24 protein-coding genes are annotated in these 25,213 nt (G+C 41.3%); 22 read left to right on the top strand and 2 right to left on the bottom strand.

What is annotated here, in order from left to right; translation table 11 throughout:
* Nucleotides 1-9: 9 nt before the first annotated feature.
* Nucleotides 10-309 carry a DUF6509 family protein gene (locus ACQKFG_RS00245; RefSeq protein ID WP_192204070.1) on the bottom strand — a complete coding sequence of 100 codons (300 nt, stop codon included), beginning with the start codon at nucleotides 307-309 and terminating at the stop codon, nucleotides 10-12.
* Nucleotides 310-613: 304 nt separating this feature from the next.
* Here ACQKFG_RS00245 and ACQKFG_RS00240 point away from each other — a divergent pair, with 304 nt between their 5' ends.
* The 20 genes from ACQKFG_RS00240 to ACQKFG_RS00145 all read left to right on the top strand — a co-directional run bounded on the left by ACQKFG_RS00240 (nucleotide 614) and on the right by ACQKFG_RS00145 (nucleotide 22,729).
* On the top strand, nucleotides 614-1,339 hold the full coding sequence (locus ACQKFG_RS00240; RefSeq protein WP_192204071.1) for a GntR family transcriptional regulator: 726 nt from the start codon (nucleotides 614-616) through the stop codon (nucleotides 1,337-1,339).
* A gap of 161 nt (nucleotides 1,340-1,500) precedes the next feature.
* Nucleotides 1,501-2,589 (top strand): BMP family lipoprotein, encoded by a 1,089-nt coding sequence (locus ACQKFG_RS00235; RefSeq protein WP_192204072.1) that lies wholly within the window; start codon nucleotides 1,501-1,503, stop codon nucleotides 2,587-2,589.
* A 201-nt stretch (nucleotides 2,590-2,790) separates the two neighbouring features.
* Complete coding sequence (locus tag ACQKFG_RS00230; RefSeq protein WP_192204073.1) at nucleotides 2,791-4,326, top strand: ABC transporter ATP-binding protein; 1,536 nt, start codon at nucleotides 2,791-2,793, stop codon at nucleotides 4,324-4,326.
* A complete protein-coding gene (locus ACQKFG_RS00225; protein ID WP_260284294.1) occupies nucleotides 4,319-5,362 on the top strand; it encodes an ABC transporter permease in 1,044 nt (347 codons plus the stop codon). Before ACQKFG_RS00230 ends, ACQKFG_RS00225 begins: the two co-directional genes overlap by 8 nt.
* A complete protein-coding gene (locus ACQKFG_RS00220; protein WP_192204075.1) occupies nucleotides 5,363-6,322 on the top strand; it encodes an ABC transporter permease in 960 nt (319 codons plus the stop codon).
* Between the two features lie 211 nt (nucleotides 6,323-6,533).
* Nucleotides 6,534-7,814 (top strand): EF-P 5-aminopentanol modification-associated protein YfmF, encoded by a 1,281-nt coding sequence (gene yfmF / locus ACQKFG_RS00215; protein WP_427555380.1) that lies wholly within the window; start codon nucleotides 6,534-6,536, stop codon nucleotides 7,812-7,814.
* A complete protein-coding gene (gene yfmH, locus ACQKFG_RS00210) occupies nucleotides 7,814-9,100 on the top strand; it encodes an EF-P 5-aminopentanol modification-associated protein YfmH (protein ID WP_192204077.1) in 1,287 nt (428 codons plus the stop codon). Before yfmF ends, yfmH begins: the two co-directional genes overlap by 1 nt.
* Before the next feature lie 18 nt (nucleotides 9,101-9,118).
* Complete coding sequence (gene ymfI / locus ACQKFG_RS00205) at nucleotides 9,119-9,844, top strand: elongation factor P 5-aminopentanone reductase (RefSeq protein ID WP_192204078.1); 726 nt, start codon at nucleotides 9,119-9,121, stop codon at nucleotides 9,842-9,844.
* A 79-nt stretch (nucleotides 9,845-9,923) separates the two neighbouring features.
* Complete coding sequence (locus ACQKFG_RS00200; protein WP_192204079.1) at nucleotides 9,924-10,181, top strand: DUF3243 domain-containing protein; 258 nt, start codon at nucleotides 9,924-9,926, stop codon at nucleotides 10,179-10,181.
* A 241-nt stretch (nucleotides 10,182-10,422) separates the two neighbouring features.
* Nucleotides 10,423-11,214, top strand: coding sequence for a DUF3388 domain-containing protein (locus tag ACQKFG_RS00195; protein ID WP_034313530.1), 792 nt, complete (start codon nucleotides 10,423-10,425; stop codon nucleotides 11,212-11,214).
* An 8-nt stretch (nucleotides 11,215-11,222) separates the two neighbouring features.
* Nucleotides 11,223-12,131: a helix-turn-helix domain-containing protein gene (locus tag ACQKFG_RS00190; RefSeq protein ID WP_228467356.1), complete on the top strand. Its 909-nt coding sequence runs from the start codon at nucleotides 11,223-11,225 to the stop codon at nucleotides 12,129-12,131.
* A gap of 168 nt (nucleotides 12,132-12,299) precedes the next feature.
* Nucleotides 12,300-12,884: a CDP-diacylglycerol--glycerol-3-phosphate 3-phosphatidyltransferase gene (gene pgsA / locus ACQKFG_RS00185; RefSeq protein ID WP_034313524.1), complete on the top strand. Its 585-nt coding sequence runs from the start codon at nucleotides 12,300-12,302 to the stop codon at nucleotides 12,882-12,884.
* Between the two features lie 22 nt (nucleotides 12,885-12,906).
* Nucleotides 12,907-14,139 (top strand): competence/damage-inducible protein A, encoded by a 1,233-nt coding sequence (locus tag ACQKFG_RS00180; protein WP_192204081.1) that lies wholly within the window; start codon nucleotides 12,907-12,909, stop codon nucleotides 14,137-14,139.
* Nucleotides 14,140-14,488: 349 nt separating this feature from the next.
* Nucleotides 14,489-15,535 carry a recombinase RecA gene (gene recA / locus ACQKFG_RS00175; RefSeq protein ID WP_098370967.1) on the top strand — a complete coding sequence of 349 codons (1,047 nt, stop codon included), beginning with the start codon at nucleotides 14,489-14,491 and terminating at the stop codon, nucleotides 15,533-15,535.
* 353 nt (nucleotides 15,536-15,888) lie between these two features.
* On the top strand, nucleotides 15,889-17,448 hold the full coding sequence (gene rny, locus ACQKFG_RS00170) for a ribonuclease Y (protein WP_063231807.1): 1,560 nt from the start codon (nucleotides 15,889-15,891) through the stop codon (nucleotides 17,446-17,448).
* Between the two features lie 152 nt (nucleotides 17,449-17,600).
* On the top strand, nucleotides 17,601-18,398 hold the full coding sequence (locus tag ACQKFG_RS00165; protein WP_427555372.1) for a TIGR00282 family metallophosphoesterase: 798 nt from the start codon (nucleotides 17,601-17,603) through the stop codon (nucleotides 18,396-18,398).
* Between the two features lie 173 nt (nucleotides 18,399-18,571).
* Entirely contained in the window at nucleotides 18,572-18,832 is a 261-nt protein-coding gene (spoVS, locus tag ACQKFG_RS00160; protein ID WP_029281188.1) for a stage V sporulation protein SpoVS, read from the top strand.
* A 133-nt stretch (nucleotides 18,833-18,965) separates the two neighbouring features.
* Entirely contained in the window at nucleotides 18,966-19,901 is a 936-nt protein-coding gene (locus ACQKFG_RS00155) for a dipeptidase (RefSeq protein WP_427555369.1), read from the top strand.
* Between the two features lie 217 nt (nucleotides 19,902-20,118).
* Nucleotides 20,119-21,876: a 2-oxoacid:acceptor oxidoreductase subunit alpha gene (locus tag ACQKFG_RS00150; RefSeq protein ID WP_192204084.1), complete on the top strand. Its 1,758-nt coding sequence runs from the start codon at nucleotides 20,119-20,121 to the stop codon at nucleotides 21,874-21,876.
* On the top strand, nucleotides 21,863-22,729 hold the full coding sequence (locus tag ACQKFG_RS00145; protein WP_192204085.1) for a 2-oxoacid:ferredoxin oxidoreductase subunit beta: 867 nt from the start codon (nucleotides 21,863-21,865) through the stop codon (nucleotides 22,727-22,729). Before ACQKFG_RS00150 ends, ACQKFG_RS00145 begins: the two co-directional genes overlap by 14 nt.
* A gap of 81 nt (nucleotides 22,730-22,810) precedes the next feature.
* Here the strand turns inward: ACQKFG_RS00145 and ACQKFG_RS00140 are convergent, their stop codons facing one another.
* Entirely contained in the window at nucleotides 22,811-23,056 is a 246-nt protein-coding gene (locus ACQKFG_RS00140) for a hypothetical protein (protein ID WP_427555365.1), read from the bottom strand.
* Nucleotides 23,057-23,403: 347 nt separating this feature from the next.
* Between ACQKFG_RS00140 and tdh the strand changes: the two genes are divergently transcribed.
* Together tdh and ACQKFG_RS00130 are read left to right on the top strand one after the other, a co-directional pair.
* On the top strand, nucleotides 23,404-24,444 hold the full coding sequence (tdh, locus tag ACQKFG_RS00135; protein WP_427556710.1) for an L-threonine 3-dehydrogenase: 1,041 nt from the start codon (nucleotides 23,404-23,406) through the stop codon (nucleotides 24,442-24,444).
* 170 nt (nucleotides 24,445-24,614) lie between these two features.
* Nucleotides 24,615-25,019, top strand: coding sequence for a hypothetical protein (locus tag ACQKFG_RS00130; protein WP_427555362.1), 405 nt, complete (start codon nucleotides 24,615-24,617; stop codon nucleotides 25,017-25,019).
* Nucleotides 25,020-25,213: the final 194 nt, after the last annotated feature.

Genomic DNA, 25,213 nt, shown 5'->3' with positions numbered 1-25,213 from the left:
CCCGGTTTTTTAATTATTCATCGCCTCGTCCAAATGTTTAAGGCAGAAGTCGGTAATCATCGCTTCTTCATCATCTTCTAAATCGAATTCGAGTGCGCCTTCGTTCCCTTTTTCAAAAATATCATATTTAATCAATTTGCCTATTTGTTCTTCCACAGCAAAAAGCACCCTGATATATAAACCATTTTCTGAAAAGAGCTCATCCTCTTCAGGCACTTCAATATCCAAGAACAACTCGTAACGTTCCCCGGACAAAATACCAAATGGATCATTTAATTTTTCGATCGTGTATTCTGTAATCTTTAACATCTTGTGTACATCCCTTCAAAGAAGATAAATCTTATTATACAGGAAAACATCATCTTGAACAGAGCGGCATTCATTTTGCATTTTCAAAATGAATTTATCTGATTTAGGAGAATAATCGTACAAATTTCGCGGTCTTATCTAGATTGAAAGACACATGTAAGGGTAATTTCTCCTAAATTCTTTTAAAGTAAATAGTAAAACACTATTTATTTATATCAAAAAAAATGTTATATTATTTTCGATTAGTAGGAATGATTCAACATCAGAGGTCTGATGTCTTAAGAAATTAGCTGGGGGAAACTGTATGTCAATAAAATCAGATAGTCGACATTTATATTTGCAGGTCATTGATTACCTGAAGCAGGATATTGAAGCAGGAGTCTATCAGGAAAATGAAAAATTCCCTTCAGAATTCGATCTTGCAAAAAAATTGGGAGTGAGTAGGGCGACACTTCGAGAAGCGCTGCGAATTTTAGAAGAAGAAAACATCATCATTCGCCGCCATGGAGTTGGGACTTTCGTCAATCCGAAACCTCGGTTCACTTCAGGTATCGAGCAATTAAAAAGTGTCACGAACATGATTGAAGAGGCAGGAATGAAACCGGGTACGATTTTCTTAAGCTCGACGGCCCAAGAACCTACAGAAGAGGATATACGCAGGTTTTCATGTTCAACAGATGAACGCATCGTCATCATCGAGCGAGTAAGGACAGCGAATGGGGAGCCAGTTGTCTACTGCATTGACAAAATTCCTGAATCTATACTATCAGAAAATTTTGACCGGAATGATGAGTCTCTTTTTGATATTTTGGAAAGAGATGCGCATCGGAAAATTACGCATGCCGTAGCGGAGATTGAGCCTATTGGATACCATGAGAAAGTTTCTCCTATCCTTAAATGCTCTCCAGAAGCCGCACTACTCGTTTTAAAGCAGATGCATCTGGATGATTGGGACCAGCCTATCCTGTATTCTGTTAACTACTTTAAAGCCAATATGTTCAGCTTTCATGTTCTTCGTAAACGTGTGTAGGCCCTGACTCTGCATACGGGTGAATGCAAGCGTTTGTTTTGATTCCGTAAAATTCAAATCAAACATTAGCAAAAAAAATTAACGAGAAGTGAAAACGCAAACATAAATGACTTTTCAGAACATTCCTGCTCAAAAAACTATGTAAATTAGGGGGATAAAAATTGAAAAAGCGCAAATTAGGACTAGCTCTTTCACTTGTTCTTGCAGCCGGTACGCTACTAGGGGCATGTGGTAATTCAGAGAATGATGATAAAGAATCTTCAAATGGGAAAAACAAAGATAACTTCACGGTTGCGATGGTAACTGATACAGGCGGCGTGGATGACGAGTCGTTCAACCAATCCGCTTGGAAGGGCATTCAGGAATTCGGTAAAGATAATGGTCTGGAAAAAGGTAAAGATGGCTATAACTACCTGCAATCTAAATCAGATGCCGATTACGCTAAAAACCTGAATACGCTTGTACGTGAAGATTACCAACTTATTTATGGTATCGGTTTTCTTTTAGCCGAATCTGTTGGTGAAGTGGCTGACCAACGTCCGGATTCACACTTTGCTATCGTGGATACTGTTGTTGATAAAAAGAACGTAGCCAGCATTAATTTTAAAGAGCAGCAAGGTTCATTCCTTGTAGGTGTAATTGCCGGATTGCAAACGAAAACAAACAAGGTCGGTTTTATCGGCGGTGTTGAATCTGAATTAATCAAGAAATTCGAAGTTGGTTTTAAGGCTGGGGTATTATCTGTAAACCCGGATGCGAAAGTTGAAGTTAAATATGCGGGAGACTTCAATAAAGCTGATATCGGTAAATCCACTGCAGGCTCCATGTATTCTTCTGGTATCGATATCATTTATCACGCTGCTGGAGGAACTGGAAAAGGTGTATTCACTGAAGCTGTAGAGCAAAAGCAAAAAGATCCTAAAAGAGAAATCTATGTTATCGGTGTAGATAGCGACCAAGCTAAATTAGGGGCAGTTCCGGGAACTGACGACAATATCACACTGACTTCCATGCTAAAACGAGTTGACGTAGCAGTTAAAGACCTTTCCGAGAAAGCGAAAGAAGGAAACTTCCCTGGCGGAAAAGTAATTGAGTACGGTATCGAAGAAAACGGTGTAGGCATTTCCGATACAAAAGATAACGTTACAGAAGAATCTTTAAAAGCGGTCGAAGAGTGGACAGAAAAAATCAAATCAGGTGAATTCGTAGTTCCGGGTACGGATGAAGAATTCGAAAAACTTGGTTTATAAGCTGTAATGCCAGAAAGAATAGGGAGGCAGGATTGCCCTCTATTCTTTCTTTTCCCAATAACTCTTTGCACTGAAAAATTTCGAATGAAAAACTATGATAGAATCGTAGTTTTTCATTTGGTTTTTTTAAAAATCAATAAGTTACTAGCAGCAATTAAATGATTTAAGAATATGTACACTCATTTTAGGAGTTGATAATACGTGGAATATGTAATTGAGATGCTCAATATCCGTAAGGAATTCCCCGGCATCGTCGCAAATGATAACGTTACCCTGCAGGTTAAAAAAGGGGAGATTCACGCATTATTAGGTGAAAATGGCGCGGGTAAATCCACTTTGATGAATGTTTTATTCGGCTTATATCAGCCTGAGCAGGGAGAAATCCGTGTGAATGGCAAGCCAGTCAAGATTACCAGTCCTAACATTGCCAATGATTTAGGGATTGGGATGGTCCATCAGCATTTTATGCTCGTTGACCCTTTTACAGTAACGGAAAATATCATATTAGGAAAAGAACCATCAAAAGCGGGTAAGATCGATTTGAAAGAAGCGAGCGAGGAAGTTAGGAAACTATCAGAACAATATCAGCTTCGTGTTGACCCCTACGCAAAAATTGCCGATATTTCAATAGGGATGCAACAGCGTGTCGAGATTCTTAAGACGCTTTACCGCGGTGCGGAGATATTGATTTTTGATGAACCGACCGCTGTATTGACTCCTCAAGAAATCAAGGAATTGATATATATTATGAAAGCCCTTATCAAAGAAGGGAAATCTATCATTTTAATCACACACAAACTTAAGGAAATCATGGAGGTTTGTGACCGGGTAACGGTTATACGCAAAGGGCAAGGAATCGGTACAGTGAATGTCAACGAAACGAACCCTGACGAATTGGCCAGCTTAATGGTCGGTAGGGAAGTTCTATTCAAGACGGAAAAAGCGGCAGCCACTCCTTCGGATGTAGTTCTTGAAGTTCGTGAACTGGAAGTCAAGGATTCCCGGGGCGTTTCAGCTGTTCGGAATTTGGAGTTAACAGTCCGTGCAGGAGAAATTGTCGGTATCGCTGGTGTAGATGGAAATGGTCAATCCGAACTAATTGAAGCATTGGCTGGACTAAGGAAGACAACAGCAGGTTCGATAAAGCTAAATGGAAAAGAGATCAGGAACCTTAAGCCGCGTAAGATCACTGAAGCAGGTGTCGGCCATATTCCGGAAGACAGACATAAACATGGTTTGGTTCTCGATTACAGCATTGGGGAAAATATTGTCTTGCAAACCTACTATCAAAAGCCTTTTTCAAAAGCAGGTATCTTGAACTCAAAGAAAATTTTCGAAAAAGCCCGTTCATTGATCAAAAGTTACGATGTTCGCACCCCGAGTGAATATACCCCGGCAAGGGCGCTTTCTGGAGGGAATCAACAAAAAGCTATCATCGGCCGGGAAGTTGATAGGAACCCGGATTTATTGATTGCCGCACAGCCAACACGCGGACTTGATGTCGGAGCGATCGAGTTTATCCATAAACGTCTAATTGAACAGCGTGATGCAGGAAAAGCGGTACTTCTCATATCATTTGAATTGGAAGAAATCATGAATGTGAGCGATAGAATTGCCGTTATATACGAAGGGGAAATCGTCGCAATTGTCGATCCGAAAGAAACGACTGAACAGGAGCTTGGCCTTCTTATGGCCGGCAGTAAACGGACGGAAGCAGGTGGAAAACAAAATGTCTAAGTATTTATCTAAATTAACGAGTCCGTTAATAGCAGTTATCCTCGGCTTGGTCGTTGGGGCAATAATCATGTTAGTAAGCGGCTATGACCCAGTTGCCGGCTATGGCTCCATGATAAATGGAATTATTGGGGATTCTTATTATGTAGGGGAATCCGTCAGGACAATCATCCCTTATATCCTTGCTGGTTTGGCAGTGGCTTTTGCTTTCCGCACGGGCCTATTCAATATCGGCGTGGAAGGGCAATTAATTGTAGGCTGGCTGGCGGCAGTTTGGGTCGGAATTGCTTTTGATCTTCCAAGGATCATCCATTTACCATTTGCCATCTTAGCTGGTGCAGCTGCTGGCGCCTTGTGGGCATTTATCCCTGGTTATTTAAAAGCTAAGTTCCGCGTACATGAAGTGATCGTTTCTATCATGTTGAATTATACAGCTTTATATGTGACGAATTATTTAATTAGGAATGTAATGACTGACAAACTGGATAAAACAGAAAGAATTGCCGATACAGCATCACTTCGGTCTCCTTTTTTCGAAAGCATTACGGATTTTTCCCGGATGCATTGGGGAATAGTGGTCGCGATTATTTGCGTAATCATCATGTGGTTCCTTCTTGAAAGGACAAAAACCGGCTTTGAACTGAAAGCGGTAGGTTTCAATCAGCACGCGTCCGAATATGCAGGGATGAGTGTAAATAAGAACATCATACTTTCCATGGTTATTTCAGGTGCGTTTGCAGGGCTTGCAGGTGCGATGGAAGGCCTTGGAACTTTCGGTTATGCCGCAGTCAAAGGCGGGTTCACAGGTATGGGCTTTGACGGGATTGCAGTAGCCTTACTAGGAGCGAATACGGCTATTGGTGTCGTGCTGGCAGCCTTATTATTTGGGGGGCTGAAAGCAGGTGCCTTAAATATGCCGCTAGAAACCGGCATACCAAGTGAAATAGTAGATATTGTCATAGCATTGATCATTTTCTTTGTCGCATCCAGTTATTTTATTCGTTGGATTGCCGCTCGATTTAAGAAAGGGGTGAAATAAGTGGACTTTTACCAAGTATTACAAATTATTATTCCATCAATGATTGCTCTAGCTGCTCCACTTATTTTTACTTCACTCGGAGGAGTGTTTTCTGAACGGGCTGGTGTCATAAACATCGGTTTAGAAGGCTTGATGGTCATTGGTGCCTTTACAGGGATTGTTTTTAACTTAATGTTTGCTGATGTATTTGGGGAATGGACTCCTTGGCTGGCAGTCTTGGCGGCAATGATTGCCGGCTTGCTGTTTTCCATTCTGCATGCTGTGGCATGCATTACGTTCAGGGCGGATCAAACGGTCAGTGGGGTCGCCATCAACTTGTTGGCAGTAGGTCTGACCATGTTTTTGGTGAAGCTGATTTTTGACAAAGGTCAAACTGATAGAATCACAGAAACATTCCCACGGATTGATGTTCCGTTACTAAGTGATATTCCATTTATAGGACCCATCTTTTTCTCAAATGGTTATTATATCGTATATATAGCGATTCTAATATCCTTTGTCGTTTGGTACGTACTTTATAAAACACCTTTCGGGTTAAGGATCCGTGCAGTGGGTGAGCATCCGATGGCTGCTGACACGATGGGTGTCAATGTTACGAAAATCCGCTATGCCGCCGTTTTATTATCAGGTGCTTTTGGCGGTATCGGCGGAGCGATTTATGCTACCATCTTTTCGAATGAATTCAATCATGCGACAATTAATGGTCAAGGTTTCATGGCCATTGCCGCCATGATTTTTGGTAAGTGGCACCCGATCGGGGCAATGGGTGCTGCGTTATTCTTTGGTTTGGCACAAAGTTTAAGTATCGTTGGCTCGAGCCTTCCCTTCTTCAAGGATATTCCATCGGTTTATCTCTTGATCGCTCCTTATGTTCTGACGATCATTGCACTAACTGGTTTCATTGGACGTGCAGATGCTCCGAAGGCATCCGGACAGCCATATATCAAAGGGAAAAGATAAGTATTTAACCGGTCAGCAAACTTTGCTGGCCGGTTTTGTCTTTTGAGCTTGAGCCATAAGTGATGGTGAGGCTGGTGAAATACCAAAAAAAGTAGCTGTAACTTGCATGATTTTTCCTTTCACATGTATATTTTAAGTAGATGTTTAAAAGGGTTCCAATCTACAAACAATAAGCTAATAAAGGTGATTTATATAATGAGGAGGATTATTCATGTCTATTGCTTCCGATACAATTACGGAAAAAAGCGGTTACAAGCTTCATGTAGTCCAGACGGATAAATATAAAACGAATACTCTCGTGCTGAAGATGAAAGCCCCGTTGACAAAAGAGGACGTTACATATCGTGCATTACTGCCATATGTGTTACAAAGCAATACAAGTAAATACCCTACAACACCCGAGCTTCGATCGTATCTTGATGATTTATATGGAGCAGGGTTTTATGTCGATGTTGCTAAAAAAGGAGAATATCAAATCATAAGTTTTACGATCGATATCGTCAATGAAAAGTTCCTTAGTGATTCAACCCCCCTTCTCGAAAAGGCTTTTGGGTTATTATCAGAAGTGATCTTTAATCCGAAGAAGAACGGCGAAGCCTTTGACTCTAAAACGGTTTCCAATGAAATCCGTTCTTTAAAACAGCGGATTCAATCCATTTCCGATGACAAGATGCGATACTCAGCTACACGCCTTGTAGAGGAAATGTGCAAAAAGGAACCATATGCTCTAGAAGCGAGCGGCAATCTTCAAGACTTGGAAACGATAACTCCAGAATCCCTTTACGCCTATTATAAAAAAGTGCTGACGGAGGATGAAATCGATTTATATGTAATCGGTGACATCAATGAATCGGAAGTGGAGGCTCTAGCTGACAAGCATGTGTCGTTGCAAGAACGAGTGCCTGTGAGACTGCAAAGGAAGCCGGGCAAGGTAGTGGAGAAGGAAAAAGAAATCATCGAAAATTCGGATGTAAAACAAGGTAAATTGAATATCGGTTATCGAACCCAAGTTGCATACGGTGATCCGGATTATTATGCTCTCCAGCTATTCAATGGGATTTTTGGTGGCTTTTCACATTCGAAACTTTTCATTAATGTCAGGGAGAAAGCCAGCCTTGCTTATTATGCAGCTTCAAGGCTTGAAAGTCATAAAGGACTTTTAATGGTCATGGCGGGCATTGAGAATGCCAACTACAAGCAGGCATTGGATATCATCCATGCACAAATGAAGGAAATGAAGCAAGGGAACTTTTCCGAAGAGGAACTGGCACAGACAAAGGCGGTCGTTAAGAACCAACTCCTTGAAACCATTGACGTTTCGAGAGGTCTTGTGGAAATTTTATATCATAATGTGGTTTCCGGGCAGGATATATCGCTCGACGATTGGTTTGCAAAAACAGAGCGGACGACAAAGGAAGAAATCATTGCAGTCGGTAAAAAAATTCAGCTTGATACGATTTATTTCCTAACGGAAGCGGAGGTGCAAGGGTAATGGAAAAAATAGCATTCACTCAATTGAAAGAAGAACTTTTCCATGAAAAAATGGATAATGGTCTAGAAGTATATATTCTTCCGAAAAGTGGGTTCAATAAATCATTTGCGACTTTCACGACTAATTATGGTTCAATTGACAACCATTTTAAACCATTGAATGGAACGGAATTCTCTAAAGTACCTGATGGGATTGCCCATTTCCTTGAACATAAGCTATTTGAAAAGGAAGATGGTGATGTTTTTCAGCAATTTTCAAAGCAGGGAGCATCTGCAAATGCTTTTACTTCTTTCACCCGTACAGCCTATTTATTTTCAAGCACGTCCGATTTCGATAGAAATCTAACTACCTTAATTGACTTTGTCCAGGAACCTTACTTTTCGGAAAAGACGGTAGAGAAGGAAAAAGGAATCATTGGGCAGGAAATCAATATGTATGATGATAATTCAGACTGGCGATTATATTTCGGGACGATAGCCAATATGTATCATCAACACCCAGTGAAAATCGATATTGCCGGAACTGTGGAATCGATTGCGGATATTACGAAGGATATGCTTTACGAATGTTATAATACTTTTTACCATCCTAGCAACATGCTCCTATTCGTTGTAGGACCGGTAGATGTCGAAAGCACCATGAAACTGATTAGGGATAATCAAAATAATAAAGGGTACAACGAACAACCTGCAGTGGAACGTAAATTTGACGAAGAGCCGGAAGTCGTTGCCAAGGATAAGGAAGTCTTAAGAATGAATGTCCAGACACCAAAAGTGATGCTGGGCATCAAGGCCATCAATGTGCACCAATCCGGTTTACAGCTTTTGAAAAGGGAATTGGCGACCAATATATATTTGGAAATGCTATTTGGCAAGAGTTCACCTTTGCATGAGGAGCTATATGAGGAAGGGTTGATCGATCAAACCTTCTCTTATGATTATACCCAAGAACAAGGTTTTGGGTTTGCGTTAATTGGCGGGGACAGTGCCAAACCTGATGAGTTGAGGGAGTCTTTATTTGGTATCCTGCAAAAATCAAAAGCGGGAACTGGCCTGAATGAAGAAAGCCTGCAAAGGACAATCAAGAAAAAAATCGGTTCTTTCCTTCGCTCCCTGAACTCGCCGGAATATATAGCGAATCAATTCACCAGATATGCATTCAATGATATGAACTTGTTCGATGTTGTATCGGTATTGGAAAAACTAACGATTGAAGATATCAGGGAGGTCGCCGAGGACTTAATATCCGATCAACGGATGACTGTCTGCCAGGTACTTCCTAAATAATATAAAGGGGGCGGCAATGTGGGGAAACGTTTTGCCCTTATTACTGGAGCCAGCGGAGGAATCGGCAGGGAAATAGCTATAAAGCTCGCCGAGGAGAATTACTCACTTTATTTACATTATAACAGCAATGAAGAAGCGATACTTGAACTGATTGAAGAGCTGAAGCCTCATCAAGTCGAACTTATTCCGGTTCAAGCGGATTTGGCTGCAGCGGATGGATACAAGAAATTGGCGGAAAATATTTTTGCCCTCCATGCAATCGTCCTTAATAGTGGCAATAGCTATTATGGGCTTATATCGGACATGGATGAGACAATCGTTAATGAAATGGTCCAGCTGCATGTAACGAGCCCATTCCAATTAACAAAGGAACTGCTTCCAAAGCTCATGTACCAAGAACAGGCTGCCATCGTTGCGGTCACATCGATTTGGGGGCAGACAGGTGCATCTTGTGAAGTGTTATATTCTATGGTCAAGGGCAGTCAAAATGCTTTTATCAAGGCGCTTAGCAAAGAGGTATCGCTCAATGGAATCCGGGTGAATGCCGTTGCCCCCGGTGCGATTTCCACTTCCATGCTCGAATCATTCAGTGCGGAAGACCTGGAAATCATCAAAGGCGATATTCCGATGGGCAGGATGGGCCATTCAAAAGAAGTCGCAGAGGCCGTATACTATTTGCTTTCCGACAAGTCGTCTTATATAACCGGGCAAATCTTAGGTGTAAATGGCGGATGGTACACATGATTTTTTTTAGACATGTATAATTTTCTCGGTTCCTTCACAAAATATCTATGTACTATTTTGAAGGAAAGGGTGACCATTCATGTCTGTACTGGACAATTGGGATCAATGGAAAAATTTCTTAGGCGACAGATTAAATCAAGGTGAACAACAAGGTTTGTCAGAAAGTGCTGTTAACAACTTGGCTTTCGAAATCGGTGATTACCTGGCTAATCAGGTTGAGCCCCAGAATGATCAAGAAAAAGTGCTTGCTGATCTTTGGTCGGTCGCAAACGATCAAGAAAAGCATGCCATGGCAAGCGTCATGGTCAGGTTAGTCGAGAACAATGGAACGAAGTAAAATATCAATCCAAAAGGCCCTGTTATTAAATAACAGGGCCTTTTGGATTGAAGTGGATGCCTATTTATCCCCTTATATAAAAATGAATATTTTTCTAGGGTTTTTCCTTTTAACTTATCACGAAATGCTATATTATAGAAGCTAGACAATTACTATTAAAGTGTTCAGACCTTGAAATTTCCGATGGATGAGTTTTTTGCCCCTGAGAGGGTAAAGACTTTTAGGCTTAAGGAGTGTTATCGTGGATAATAAAGAATGGTATTTTGAATATGAAATTCAAGTCAACCGTCCTGGTTTATTAGGGGATATATCATCCCTTCTGGGTATGCTTTCCATTAATATCATCACCATCAACGGGGTCGATGAAGGCAGGCGGGGGTTACTTTTGTTGGCGAAAGACAGCCGTAATATAGAAAGGTTCGAGTCAATCCTACGTACGATGGATACGATAAAGGTCATTAAGCTTAGGGAACCTAAATTGCGTGATCGCCTCGCAGTCAGGCATGGACGTTATATTCAGCGCGATGCTGATGAGAAAAACACCTTTAGGTTTGTTCGTGATGAACTAGGCTTGCTTGTCGATTTCCTGGCCGAGCTATTTAAACAGGAAGGTCATAAATTGATTGGGATACGAGGAATGCCACGTGTCGGGAAAACTGAATCTATCGTAGCCTCGAGTGTATGTGCTAATAAGAGATGGTTGTTTGTGTCATCGACCCTTTTAAAGCAGACTATCCGCAGTCAGCTAATTGAGGATGAATATAATAATGATAATTTGTTCATTTTAGATGGGATTGTTTCAACTCGCCGTGCAAATGAACGTCATTGGCAGTTGATTCGCGAAATTATGAGGCTTGATGCTGTCAAAGTAATCGAACATCCGGATGTTTTTGTCCAAAATACTGAGTATACCCTTGAAGACTTTGATTATATTATTGAATTGCGAAACAATCCTGAAGAAGAAATAACATATGAAGTTGTCGACCAAAAAGACCAGTTTTCGGGGTCGGATTTTGGTTCCTTTGACTTTTAAAATGGCAGGTGTTTTATTTGACTGAGTTAGGTAATCGATTAAAGGAAGCTAGGGAAGCCAAAGGCCTTAGCTTGGATGATTTGCAGGAATTAACTAAGATTCAAAAACGTTACCTCATTGGCATTGAAGAGGGAAATTACAGCATGATGCCTGGGAAGTTCTATGTACGGGCATTCATAAAGCAATATTGTGAAGCGGTCGGACTGGATTCAGAAGAGATTTTCGAACAATATAAGAGTGAGATACCATCGGTCTATAGCGAGGAATTGCCAGAACAGCTTTCAAGGGTCCAATCCCGGAAAACCATACCGGCAGGAAATTCAAAAGTTGTAGAAATGTTACCGAAGATCTTGGCTGCCGTTTTAGTCATTGGTGTGGCCGTATTGATTTGGGTGCTTGTATTGAATTATATGAGTAATCCGGATAACGATGACAAAAAGGACCCAAAACAGAGCGATGCCGTGGGATACAATAAAAGTGAAGAGTTTAACAAAGAAGAAGAGAATGCAGACCAAAAACAGAATGAAGAAAAATCAGATTCATCTGATAAGAAGAATGAAGATGATGCAGTTGTCAAGGATGAAAAGAAAGAGCAAAACCTTGCCGTCACCAGTTCCAGCGGTAAAAATAGTACGTATGAATTAAAAAATACCGATACCTTTAAATTAAAGGTGACCTCCAAAGGCTCACCATGGGTAGGCATAAAAAATGGTGAAGGTAAATTACTTTTCCAGGGCACCATCGACAAGGACAAGAGCCAGGAAATTGATTTCACCAATGAGAAAGAAGCTGTCATCAATATAGGCAGGGCATATGAAACTGAGATTTATGTGAATGATGAGAAGCTGGAGTATTCCATTTCACCGACTGAAGTGAATACGCAATTGGTTACGATACAATTTACGAAAGCCGAATAGTCATCTTATAGATGACTATTTTTGCTCTATATATACAAAAGTAAGGCTGCAGTAAATGGTTTACCCGGCATATAAGATTGGATTTTGAGTTAAATTATACATATAAGCATTATTTTAGTCTAAGACGCATTGCCCAAATGGCAGGCGTAAATTTTGGAGGTAAAAGTTTTGAATCTGCCTAATAAGATTACAGTAGCAAGAATCTGTTTAATACCAGTATTTTTAATCATCATGCTCGTTCCTTTTTCATGGGGGACACTAACTTGGGGAGAATACAGTTTGCCAGTGGCGCATCTGGCTGGAGCCATCCTCTTTATTATCGCTTCCACTACGGATTGGATCGATGGCCATTTTGCCAGAAAATATAATATGATTACTGATTTAGGGAAATTTTTAGATCCATTGGCTGATAAACTTCTGGTTTCGGCTGCCTTAATCGTTTTGGTTGATCTAGATTTAATGTACGGTCAATCTTGGATCGCCATCGTGATCATAAGTCGTGAATTTGCGGTCACCGGATTACGTTTGGTGTTAGCGGGTACGGGGGAAGTGGTTGCAGCGAACCAGCTTGGAAAAATTAAAACATGGGCACAAATTGTTTCTATATCGGCTTTATTGCTGCATAACCTTCCATTTGCCCTCATTTCACTTCCTTTTGCTAATATCGCATTATGGATTGCATTAATCTTTACAATCTGGTCAGGTTTGGATTATTTTATAAAAAACAAAGAAGTATTTGTTAATTCAAAGTAAAACGAATGGTGGTTTTGAAAAGATGGATGCAGAAATCATTGCAGTGGGCTCAGAGCTTCTTTTAGGGCAAATCAATAATACTAATGGAAGATTCTTATCGCAGCAGTTTGCGGAAATGGGGATCAACGTTTTTTACCATACTGTGGTCGGGGATAACGACCGCCGTTTACAACAAGCTATAGAAATCGCTGAATCAAGGGCAAATTTGATTGTCTTTACCGGTGGACTTGGTCCAACCAAAGATGATTTAACGAAAGAAACGATTGCTCGCCATATAGGGAAAAAGCTCGTTTTTAATGATGAAGCATTGCAATCCATTGAAGCCTACTTCCAAAAAAGGGAACGTCCGATGACGGAAAACAACAAAAAGCAGGCCCTCGTCTTAGAAGGCAGTGAAGTGTTGGCAAACGATCATGGGATGGCACCGGGAATGGTCTTGTCCAAATCTGGGATTACATATATGCTTCTACCTGGGCCGCCAAGTGAAATGGAGCCGATGTTTTTAAGTTATGGTTATGAAAAGATCATGAATAAATTGGAAAAGCATGAACGAATCGATTCCAAGGTTCTTCGGTTCTACGGTATAGGTGAAGCCGAACTGGAAACGGTGATTGAAGATCTCCTTGTCAATCAAACGAATCCGACAATTGCCCCGCTGGCAGCCGAAGGGGAAGTGACGTTAAGGATCACCGCTAAAGACTCATCTAAAGAAAAATGCGAAGAGCTTATTTTAGAAGCGGAAAAAGAAATTCTTAGCAGGGTCGGCAAGTTCCATTATGGAAGTGATAATACCTCGCTAATAAAGGAACTTGTAAAAGAATTAACGATCCGCAAGCTTTCAATTTCGGCAGCTGAAAGCTTGACCGGAGGGATGTTCCAAGAACAGCTGACAACCATCCCGGGCGCCGGTAAAGTTTTCAAAGGCGGAATAGTCTGCTATACGAATGATGCGAAGGCTAATGTCCTCGGCGTCAGTGATGATACCATATCCGAGTATGGAGTGGTCAGCGGTGAGTGTGCTATGGAAATGGCCTCTAATGTCCGGAACAAGCTCGATGCGGATGTAGGCATAAGCTTTACGGGCGTTGCAGGGCCGGATGAACAAGAAGGCAAGCCTGTAGGTACAGTATTTATTGGCATTTCCTATCGGGATGGAAACACTCATTTCAAGGAGTTGAATCTTTCAGGAAGCAGGGCGCAAAACCGTATTCGGAGTGTGAAATACGGCTGTCATTACCTATTAAGGGATTTATAAACGCTATAAGCAGAGCTTTTTACAGCTCTGCTTTTTATTTTGGTTTTAGAAGTTTGTTTCTTGAAAAATAGGGAAAAAAAGAAAAAAGTTAATTCAATGAAAATGTTTTTTTTAGGGAGTAAGTGAAATGAAATGGAGATTTCCTTTAGATAAAACGCTTTTTTACAAAGAATATCCCGAAAGAAAAAAACGAATGAATGTTCGACTTTTTGCTTGGCAAAATTGTAAAAAGAGTATATAGTAAAGATAGGTTTTGAGACAGGGTACAAACCTTGATCTCAAATAATTGCTAACGTAAGTACACCTTTAATCGGGCAGCCGATTATTTGAATATAGAGGAGGAAATTGAGTGAGTGATCGTCAAGCGGCTTTAGATATGGCGTTAAAACAAATTGAAAAACAATTTGGTAAAGGTTCTATTATGAAACTTGGGGAACAGACTGATCGTAGGATTTCAACGATTTCAAGCGGTTCCTTAGCATTGGACGTAGCATTGGGAGTGGGCGGATATCCAAGAGGCCGTGTAATTGAGATATATGGACCTGAAAGCTCGGGTAAAACGACTGTTGCATTACATGCTATTGCAGAGGTACAAAAGACTGGCGGCACGGCTGCATTCATTGATGCCGAGCATGCTTTAGATCCAGCATATTCAGAAAAACTTGGTGTCAATATCGATGAGTTACTGCTTTCACAGCCTGATACGGGTGAACAAGCCTTAGAAATCGCTGAAGCGTTAGTTCGAAGCGGAGCGGTGGATATCATTGTCATTGACTCGGTGGCAGCACTTGTTCCTAAAGCTGAAATCGAAGGCGAAATGGGAGATTCCCATATGGGTCTTCAAGCCCGGATGATGTCTCAGGCACTTAGAAAACTGTCTGGTTCCATTAATAAATCAAATACCATTGCCATTTTCATTAACCAAGTCCGTGAAAAAATCGGTGTTATGTTTGGAAATCCGGAAACGACTCCGGGAGGCCGGGCGTTAAAGTTCTATTCAACTGTTCGTCTGGAAGTGCGCCGTGCGGAACAATTAAAACAAGGTAATGAAATCGTCGGTAATAAAACGAAAATCAAAGTTGTAAAAAACAAGGTTGCTCCACCATTCCGTCAAGCAGAAGTTGACATCATGTATGGTCAGGGGATTTCACAGGAAGGTGAAATCATCGATATGGGTGCAGATCTTGATATCGTCCTTAAAAGTGGCTCGTGGTATTCATACAATGAAGAGCGTGTCGGACAAGGGCGCGAAAATGCGAAGCTGTTCTTGAAAGAAAATCAGGATATCGCTCAGGAAATTTCTCAGAAAATCAGAGATCACTATAACCTCGATGGAGAGCATGAATTACCGCCAGAAGAAAATGAACCAGAAGAGCATTTTGAATTGCTTGATTAATGATATTTAAAAAAGGCCTAAGCTTGTTCGCTTAGGCCTTTTATGTATATTTTGAGAAAAGTGCGAAATTTTCAGCGGATTAAAGGGCATTGAAATCAGATTCACAGACTTCTTCCATAATGAATGCTGTAGATTATGATGGTTGTTATCAAGAAAACTTGAATAAACATTGATACATAAGGGACAAACGCTTGACAATAAAAATTCTCAACTATACAATTAATATGTATATTTTACAATTTTTCAAACTAAAATTTTGAAAATTAAGTGCTGTATATTGAATTTATGTGCAATGTACTTGCCGACAGTTCAACATTTTATGTAAAAAGTTCATAGCAAGGGGAGGTGAAACGATGGAACCCATGACAATCATCTTCACTTTGCTTGGCCTAATCGTCGGTGCAGTTGTTGGTTATTTTATTCACAAATCAAAATTTGAGAGTAAAATAGCAGGGGCAAAGGGCTCTGCAGAACACATCCTTGAGGATGCAAAACGTGAAGCGGAAGCACTTAAGAAAGAAGCCTTGTTGGAAGCAAAAGATGAAATTCATAAAGTTCGTGCCGATTCGGATCGGGAAGCCCGTGAAAGAAGGAACGAATTACAAAAACAAGAAAATCGGTTATTGCAAAGAGAAGAGAATCTGGACCGCAAGGATGAAACGTTAGACAAACGTGAGAGCCTTTTGGAGAAAAAAGAAGATTCTCTAAACCAAAGACAACAGCATATTGAAGAGATGGAAAGCAAAGTGGACGAGACGGTTCGTAAGCAGCAAACAGAGCTTGAACGTGTTTCCGGTTTAACTCGTGAAGAAGCTAAAGCAATCATTATCGACCGAATGGAAAACGAGCTGGCTCACGATGTAGCGCTTATGATTAAAGAAAGTGATACCCGTGCCAAAGAAGAAGCTGATAAAAAAGCAAAAGAAGTCCTTTCTCTTGCCATTCAGCGTTGTGCGGCTGATCATGTTGCAGAAACCACCGTTTCTGTAGTAAATCTTCCAAACGATGAAATGAAAGGACGGATAATCGGACGTGAAGGACGAAATATCCGGACGTTAGAAACGCTAACAGGTATTGACCTTATTATTGATGATACTCCTGAAGCTGTCATTTTATCCGGATTCGATCCAATTAGACGGGAAACGGCACGCTTGGCTCTTGAGAAACTTGTTCAGGACGGACGGATCCATCCGGCTCGCATTGAAGAAATGGTTGACAAAGCAAGACGTGAGGTAGATGAACATATTCGTGAAATTGGTGAACAAACAACTTTTGAAGTTGGTGTTCACGGTCTCCATCCAGATCTCATCAAAATACTAGGACGTTTGAAGTTCCGTACCAGTTATGGGCAAAACGTACTTAAACATTCAATTGAGGTGGCCCAGCTTTCAGGTTTACTGGCCGCTGAGCTTGGTGAGGATGAAGTTCTTGCCCGTCGTGCAGGTTTATTGCATGATATTGGGAAAGCGATTGATCATGAAGTGGAAGGCAGTCATGTTGAAATTGGCGTTGAATTAGCAACCAAATATAAAGAGCATCCAACTGTCATTAACAGCATCGCTTCACATCATGGCGATACGGAACCAACTTCCATCATATCAGTGCTTGTGGCTGCCGCTGATGCATTATCAGCTGCAAGACCGGGAGCTAGAAGTGAAACGCTTGAAAATTACATTAGAAGACTTGAAAAACTTGAGGAAATTTCTGAATCCTATGATGGAGTGGAAAAATCTTTTGCGATTCAAGCCGGACGAGAAGTGCGGATTCTAGTGAAACCAGAACAAATCGATGATCTTTCTGCACATCGACTCGCACGTGATATCCGTAAAAGGATTGAAGAAGAGCTCGATTACCCAGGTCATATAAAAGTCACGGTCATCCGTGAAACAAGAGCAGTCGAATACGCCAAATAATTGTAAATGAAGGACGAAGTGGTGCAAACCACTTCGTTTTTTCTATTTCCGAAATTAGTCGTTAAGCGTAATTCCTATAATTACCCCAAATTATGTTACAATACATACTTGAATAATTCATATAATTAGGTGAATCTAGAAAGGATTTTACAATGAAATTGCTATTTATTGGAGATGTTGTGGGGTCTCCTGGTCGTGACATGATCCAAGAATACCTTCCTAAGTTAAAAGAAAAGTATCGTCCGCATATCACGGTCATCAATGGCGAGAATGCAGCAAGTGGCCGGGGGATTACAGAAAAGATTTACCGCAGTTTTTTAGAGTCGGGAGCGCAGGCGGTGACCATGGGAAACCATACATGGGATAATCGGGATATTTTCAACTTTATTGATGAAGCAAAATATCTCGTCCGTCCAGCTAACTTTCCAGACGGGGCACCTGGAGAAGGAATGAAATTTTTAAAATTGAACCATCATGAAATAGCGATCATCAATTTGCAAGCGAGAACGTTCATGCCTGATTTGGATTGCCCGTTCAAAAAGGCGGAAGAACTCGTGGCGGAGGCTCGAAAAAAGACACCGATCATCTTTGTCGATTTTCATGGAGAAGCTACAAGTGAAAAGCAAGCTATGGGGTGGTTCCTGGATGGGAAGGTTACAGCCGTTGTCGGTACACACACGCACGTCCAGACAGCCGATAACCGTATATTACCTGCAGGCACCGCTTACATATCAGATGTAGGCATGACAGGACCATATGATGGCATTCTTGGTATGGAAAGAGGGGCAGTCATCCATCGGTTCCTAACCAGCCTTCCTGTTCGTTTCGAAGTGCCTAAAGAGGGGCGGACCCTATTAAGTGCGGTTCTCCTTGAAATTGATGATAAAACCGGCAAGGCAATAAAAATAGAAAGGATACTGATTAACGAAGATCATCCATTCTATCAATGATTCAAAAGGATGGACAGTCAAACTGTCCATCCTTTTTCCATTCATTAATAAATGGTGGACAATCCAGGTTTTCTTTGTCATACAAGTTTTACTTGATGAATATAGTAGCAGTGGAAAGTGTTATAACTATTGAGCCAAGTTAGAATCGGCAGGGAAAACAAGGAGGACTAGGAATGGAAATATTAAAAGTTTCAGCAAAATCTAATCCTAATTCTGTAGCAGGCGCACTAGCGGGAGTGCTCAGGGAAAGAGGAGCAGCCGAAATTCAAGCAATCGGTGCAGGTGCGTTAAATCAAGCCGTCAAGGCAGTAGCAATCGCGAGAGGGTTTGTCGCACCTAGTGGAGTCGACTTGATTTGTATTCCTGCCTTTACAGATATACTTATTGATGGCGAAGAGAGAACGGCAATAAAACTAATCATTGAACCAAGATAATTTCATGTCTGGGTGCCCTGTTTGTCGGAAGGCGAGCAGGCTCTTTTTTGTCCTGAAATCCAAATGACGAAAAATCCATGTCCCTTTATAATGGAATGTATAATCTTAAAAAGATACAGGAAGGAGAATTACATTGGCGATTTTTGATGCACATTGTGATGTGCTGATGAAAATGTTCATCGATCCGGATATTACTTTTACGAATAGTGATAAATTGCATATAACAAAGCGGGGATTATTGGATGAAGGGGGAAAGGTCCAATGTTTTGCAATATATATTCCTGAAAAAGTCCACCCTGATATGAGGTTTCAAGCCGCTTTGGCGATGGTGGATATTTTTTATGAAAAAATTTTATCAGAGCCGGAAATGAAATTTATAAAGACCAAGGCAGACATTCAATCTTTAAAAGAAAAGGAAATAGGTGCAATGCTAACTTTGGAAGGGTGCGATTGCATTGGGAATGATTTGTTGAAACTGAAAACACTTATTCATCTTGGAGTTTCCTCCATAGGTCTAACTTGGAATTACGCTAATTTGGTAGCGGATGGGGCATTAGAAACAAGAGGGGGCGGCTTGACAGGGTTTGGAACAGAAGTGGTGGCACTATTGAATGAGAAGTCAATTTGGTGTGATTTATCCCATTTATCTGAAGCAGGGTTTTGGGACACCCTAAAGTTGGCAGAATTCCCAATTTCCTCCCATTCGAATGCTTATCATCTTTGTCCGCATCCACGAAATTTAAAGGACGGGCAGATAAAAGCCCTTTTGCAGAAAAATGGGGTGATCGGCGTAACCTTTGTCCCGCAATTTCTTTCAAATGGCGGTTCGGCTACGATAAAGGATATCTTGAAACATATAGAACATATATGCAGTTTAGGAGGGGAAAGACAAATTGGATTAGGGTCGGACTTCGATGGAATCGATCATATGGTAGAAAATTTAATGTCTTATAAGGATTATCATAACTTAATAAATGAACTGAACAGGCTTTATTCCAGTGAGTTTGTAAAAGGACTCCTTTTTGATAATTTCACCCGTAATTTTCCGCATGAAAAGGTAATATCTTAAATGATTTTTAATTCTTACTATATAGATATGAATTAATATTCTGAAAATATAAAAAATAAAAGCAAAAAGGTTGCAATTTAATGATTTAACCGATAGAATTGAAAGCGTTTAGTACACCTTTCCTAAAATAGAACGATTAATTATACATAGTTGAATGTTCTGAAGAGAGGTGCGGTTAAATGCATTTATATACGAACGTCCTAAAGGAGTGTAAGACATGATCAATCAACTTTCATGGAAAGTTGGCGGACAACAAGGTGAAGGTATTGAAAGTACAGGAGAAATATTCTGTATTGCCCTCAATCGCTTAGGTTATTACTTGTATGGCTACCGTCATTTCTCATCCCGAATCAAGGGTGGACACACGAATAACAAAATTCGTGTAAGTACTACGGAAACTCGTGCTATCTCTGATGATTTAGACATCTTAGTTGCTTTTGACCAAGAAACAATTGACGTCAATTATAAAGAATTACATGAGGGTGGCATCATAATCGCAGATGCAAAATTCAAACCTGTCTGCCCAGAAGATACAAAGGCAGAATTATATATTGTTCCATTTACGGAAATAGCAGCCGAATTAGGAACATCATTAATGAAAAATATGGTGGCAATCGGCGCGACATGTGCTGTTCTAGGTATGGAAATATCCGTATTCAACGATGTGGTTGATGAAATATTCGGCCGTAAAGGTGAAGAAATCGTTAAGAAGAATATGGATGCCATTACTGCTGGCTATAAGGCAATGGAAGTGTTGCTTGGAGAAAAACTGGGAGCAATGGAACTGGAAAAGGCCGATGGCCAAAAACGAATGTTCATGATTGGTAACGATGCCATCGCTCTAGGCGCAGTTGCAGGCGGTTGCCGCTTCATGGCAGCTTACCCGATTACTCCGGCCTCTGAAATTATGGAATACTTAATTAAAAAACTCCCTCAATTTGGTGGGACGGTCATACAGACTGAAGATGAAATCGCGGCGGCTACAATGGCAATCGGTGCAAACTATGGCGGTGTACGTGCCATCACAGCTTCAGCTGGACCTGGACTTTCTTTGAAAATGGAAGCGATTGGTTTAGCGGGCATTACCGAAACTCCAATTGTCATCGTCGATACTCAACGTGGCGGTCCATCCACGGGACTTCCTACAAAACAGGAGCAATCCGATTTAATGGCGATGATCTATGGTACACATGGTGAAATACCTAAAATCGTCATGGCTCCGAGTACTGTTGAGGAAGCTTTTTACGATACGGCAGAAGCATTCAACCTTGCAGAGGAATATCAATGTCCAGTTATCGTTTTATCCGACCTACAGCTATCATTAGGTAAACAAACGGTTCAGCCGCTTGATTACGGCAAAGTGGAGATAAGACGCGGAAAATTGGTTGACTTTGAAATTGAAGAGTCTGAAAACAAATCTTACTTCAAGCGTTATGAAGTAACGGAAGACGGAGTCTCACCACGTGTAGTGCCTGGTATGAAAAATGGGATTCACCATGTTACAGGTGTTGAACATGATGAAACGGGCAGACCTTCCGAGACGGCTTTGAATCGTAAATTGCAAATGGATAAACGGATGCGTAAGCTGAATAATTTATCTAACACATTCCAAACACCAGTATACAAAAACACACCGCATGAAGAAGCGGATTTATTAATTCTCGGCTTTAACTCAACACGCGGGACGATTGATGAAGCGATCGGCCGGTTAGAAACGGATGGAATGAAAGTGAATCATGCGCATATCCGTTTGATTCATCCTTTCCCAGCAGATGAAGTCCTATCATTGGTGCAAAGTGCTAAGAAAGTAGTAGTTATTGAAAATAATGCGACTGGACAATTGGCTAATATTATCAAGATGAATGTTGGACATGTTAATAAAATTAAAAGCATCCTAAAATATGATGGCAACCCATTCCTCCCGCATGAAATTCACACACAATGCAAGGAGATGTTCGAATATGGCAACGTTTAAAGAGTTTCGGAATGATGTAAAACCTAACTGGTGTCCTGGTTGCGGGGATTTCTCCGTTCAGGCTGCCATGCAGCGTGCGGCAGCCAATGTAGGATTGGAGCCGGAGAATTTGGCCGTTGTTTCCGGTATCGGCTGTTCAGGTCGTATATCGGGTTACATCAAGTCCTATGGTTTCCATGGCATCCATGGCCGCTCACTGCCAATTGCCCAAGGAGTAAAAATGGCCAACCGTGAATTGACCGTTATAGCTTCAGGCGGTGACGGAGATGGTTTTGCTATCGGGATGGGACACACCATCCATGCGATTCGCCGTAATATCGACATTACGTATATAGTCATGGATAACCAAATTTATGGATTGACAAAAGGCCAGACTTCTCCTAGATCCGCAGCTGGATTTAAAACTAAATCCACACCAGAAGGATCAATAGAACAAGCTGTTTCACCTATGGAATTAGCATTGTCAGCTGGTGCTACGTTTGTCGCCCAAAGCTTTTCCACTGACTTGAAAGACCTGACGGCGATCATTGAAGCAGGGATAAACCACAAAGGGTTCTCCTTTATCAATGTTTTCTCTCCTTGCGTAACATATAATAAGATCAATACGTATGATTGGTTTAAACAAAACTTAACTAAATTGAACACGATAGAAGGCTATGATTCATCAAATAAAGAACAGGCCATGCAGACTTTGATGCAACATGACAGCCTTGTGACAGGGATTATTTATCAAGACTCTTCACGCCCTTCGTACCAGGAATTAGTGCCAGGGTATGCTGAAAAAGCGTTGAATAAATCAGAGCTGACACTGGATCAACAACACTTTGATAAGCTTGTTGCTGAATTTATGTAAAAAGTTAAAAGGTTCACCCCTAAGATGGGGTGAACCTTTTTTGTGGTTAATTATCAGGCTCTCCAGTAGATGTGCCACATGCTAGAAGATTTTCGACTGGCTTAGCTTAACAAAACCGTTGTTGCATCCGCCGAAGTTGCGATTAAAAGAAGCAACCGCCACCGCAACGGCCACCGAAACCGCCACAGAAACCGCCGCCGAAACCGAAGCAACAACGATTCCTTCTTCTACAACAACAACGTTCATGACGATGACAGTCGCGATCGCGGTCCCGATCGCGGTCCCGGTCCCGATCCCGATCGCGGTCCCGATCACGGTCACGGTCACGATCGTGGTCCCGATCCCGGTCGCGTTTATTACAGCCCCTCACCGCACGACAAAAATCGTCTGCGATTCTGTCGTTATTATTTCGGTTATCATGATGATCATGATTTTTGCATTCACATGACATATAAGCCACTCCTTCATAATTTTTGTTTGTACAAGATATCTTATTCAAGAGCGGACAGGATGCTATAGAAACATGACCCATTTAACGAAAATGTACGAATGCCCTAAAAAATCATCATTATTAATGTGAAAAGCGATTATGGTATTTTTTTGACGGATTTTTCATATATTTACATATTAAGGAGTGTGGAGAGAGCAGCCCTATTTCAGGGGGAATGTACATGTTGAGAGGTAAAATGAAAGCCGTCGTCAAACATCACCGAGGTTATGGGGCACAGTTACAAGTTGTCGATATACCGGATATTCGTGATGACGAGGTCTTGATTCGGGTGAAAATGACCTCGATCTGCGGAACGGATATTCATATTTTCACCTGGGATGAATGGTCACGGGGAAGAGTGAGTCCACCATACGTATTTGGGCACGAATTTGCTGGGGAAGTAATCGAGACAGGAGCAAGAGTCAGCAATGTTTCAGTTGGTGATTATGTATCTGCCGAAACACATATCGTTTGCGGTACATGCAGGCAGTGCTTAACCGGTCAATTCCATATTTGTAAAAAAACAAACATTATCGGTGTTGATAAACAAGGATGCTTTGCAGAGTATATAGCTCTGCCAGCCAAAAATTTATGGAAAAATCCAAGTGAAATGCCACTCGATATAGCAACCATCCAAGAACCGATGGGTAATGCAGTCCATTCAGTGCTAGCTGGCGAGGTGCTGGGTAAAACGGTGGCAATAATCGGTTGTGGTCCAATTGGACTTATGGCGATTGCTGTTGCAAAGGCTGCGGGAGCTGATAAAGTAATCGCTCTAGATATTAATGATTATCGACTTCAGCTTGCCCAAAAGATGGGTGCTACAGACCTCATTCATTCAATTAAACAGGATCCATTGGAAATCACGAAAGATCTCACAAGTGCGGATGGGGTGGATGTTGTTTGCGAAATGAGCGGTAATCCTGCAGCTATCCAACAAGGGTTTAAGATGGCGACGAATGGTGGAAGAATATCAATACTAAGTCTGCCTTCTAAGCCCGTCACGCTTAATATAACGGAGGATATTGTATTCAAGGGCCTTACTGTCCAAGGGATAACCGGGAGGAAGATGTTTTCAACCTGGCAACAGGTTTCAAGTCTGCTTGAAAGTGGCAAGGTTGATGTAAAACCGATGATTACCCACCGTTTTTCACTAAGCGATTTTGAAAAGGGATTTGAACTGATGACCAAAGGTCAGTGTGGTAAGGTTCTCCTTATTCCTTAAAGAGTGAGAAGGTTTACGAGTAAAACGCCCAAACTCACGAGTAAAGCGGTCAAACTCACGAGTAAAACGCCCAAACTCACGAGTAAAGTGCCCAAACTCACGAGTAAAGCGGTCAAATTCACGAATAAAGTGCCCAAAACACGAGTAAAGCGGTCAAACTCACGAGTAAAGTGCCCAAAACACGAGTAAAGCGCCCAAACTCGCCCAAACTCACGAGTAAAGCGGTCAAATTCACGAGTAAAACGCCCAAACTCACGAGTAAAGCGGTCAAATTCACGAGTAAACGGCCCAAACTCACGAGTAAAGTGGTCAAACTCACGAGTAAAGCGGTCAAACTCACGAGTAAAACGCCCAAACTCAGGAGTAAAACGCCCAAACTCACGAGTAAAGTGCCCAAACTCACGAGTAAAGTGCCCAAACTCACGAGTAAAGTGGTCAAACTCAGGAGTAAAACGCCCAAACTCACGAGTAAAGTGCCCAAACTCACGACTAAAGCGGTCAAACTCAGGAGTAAAGTGCCCAAAACACGAGTAAAACGCCCAAACTCACGAGTAAAGCGGTCAACTCAGGAGTAAATTGCATGGTCTGCATTTGAAAAAGCTGTGAAGGAATAGTAAGAAGGGGCTAAGTTCGTTAGAATATGCGAATCAGGTCTCTTTTTTTTAGTTCACAATTACCTTATTTATGAAAAATTTCTTACAATTGAAGAAGCCACGACAGAATGATTGTTTCTTGCTGTTAAAAGCTTTATACTATAATAATGTGGATA

This window comes from Peribacillus sp. NPDC076916, from assembly GCF_050269675.1.
GTDB lineage: Bacteria > Bacillota > Bacilli > Bacillales > DSM-1321 > Peribacillus > Peribacillus aracenensis.
The sequence above is the reverse complement of the archived record's forward strand: the minus strand, read 5'-3'. Positions and strand labels throughout refer to the sequence as shown.

Excerpts from the sequence above, each read along its gene's own strand:
- ACQKFG_RS00145 (WP_192204085.1), top strand. The coding sequence starts at position 21,863 with ATGGCAACGTTTAAAGAGTTTCGGAATGATGTAAAACCTAACTGGTGT.
- rny (WP_063231807.1), top strand. The coding sequence starts at position 15,889 with ATGGAACCCATGACAATCATCTTCACTTTGCTTGGCCTAATCGTCGGT.
- ACQKFG_RS00245 (WP_192204070.1), bottom strand. The coding sequence starts at position 309 with ATGTTAAAGATTACAGAATACACGATCGAAAAATTAAATGATCCATTT.
- ACQKFG_RS00165 (WP_427555372.1), top strand. The coding sequence starts at position 17,601 with ATGAAATTGCTATTTATTGGAGATGTTGTGGGGTCTCCTGGTCGTGAC.
- ACQKFG_RS00200 (WP_192204079.1), top strand. The coding sequence starts at position 9,924 with ATGTCTGTACTGGACAATTGGGATCAATGGAAAAATTTCTTAGGCGAC.
- ACQKFG_RS00150 (WP_192204084.1), top strand. The coding sequence starts at position 20,119 with ATGATCAATCAACTTTCATGGAAAGTTGGCGGACAACAAGGTGAAGGT.
- spoVS (WP_029281188.1), top strand. The coding sequence starts at position 18,572 with ATGGAAATATTAAAAGTTTCAGCAAAATCTAATCCTAATTCTGTAGCA.
- ACQKFG_RS00225 (WP_260284294.1), top strand. The coding sequence starts at position 4,319 with ATGTCTAAGTATTTATCTAAATTAACGAGTCCGTTAATAGCAGTTATC.
- yfmH (WP_192204077.1), top strand. The coding sequence starts at position 7,814 with ATGGAAAAAATAGCATTCACTCAATTGAAAGAAGAACTTTTCCATGAA.
- ACQKFG_RS00240 (WP_192204071.1), top strand. The coding sequence starts at position 614 with ATGTCAATAAAATCAGATAGTCGACATTTATATTTGCAGGTCATTGAT.
- yfmF (WP_427555380.1), top strand. The coding sequence starts at position 6,534 with ATGTCTATTGCTTCCGATACAATTACGGAAAAAAGCGGTTACAAGCTT.
- ACQKFG_RS00180 (WP_192204081.1), top strand. The coding sequence starts at position 12,907 with ATGGATGCAGAAATCATTGCAGTGGGCTCAGAGCTTCTTTTAGGGCAA.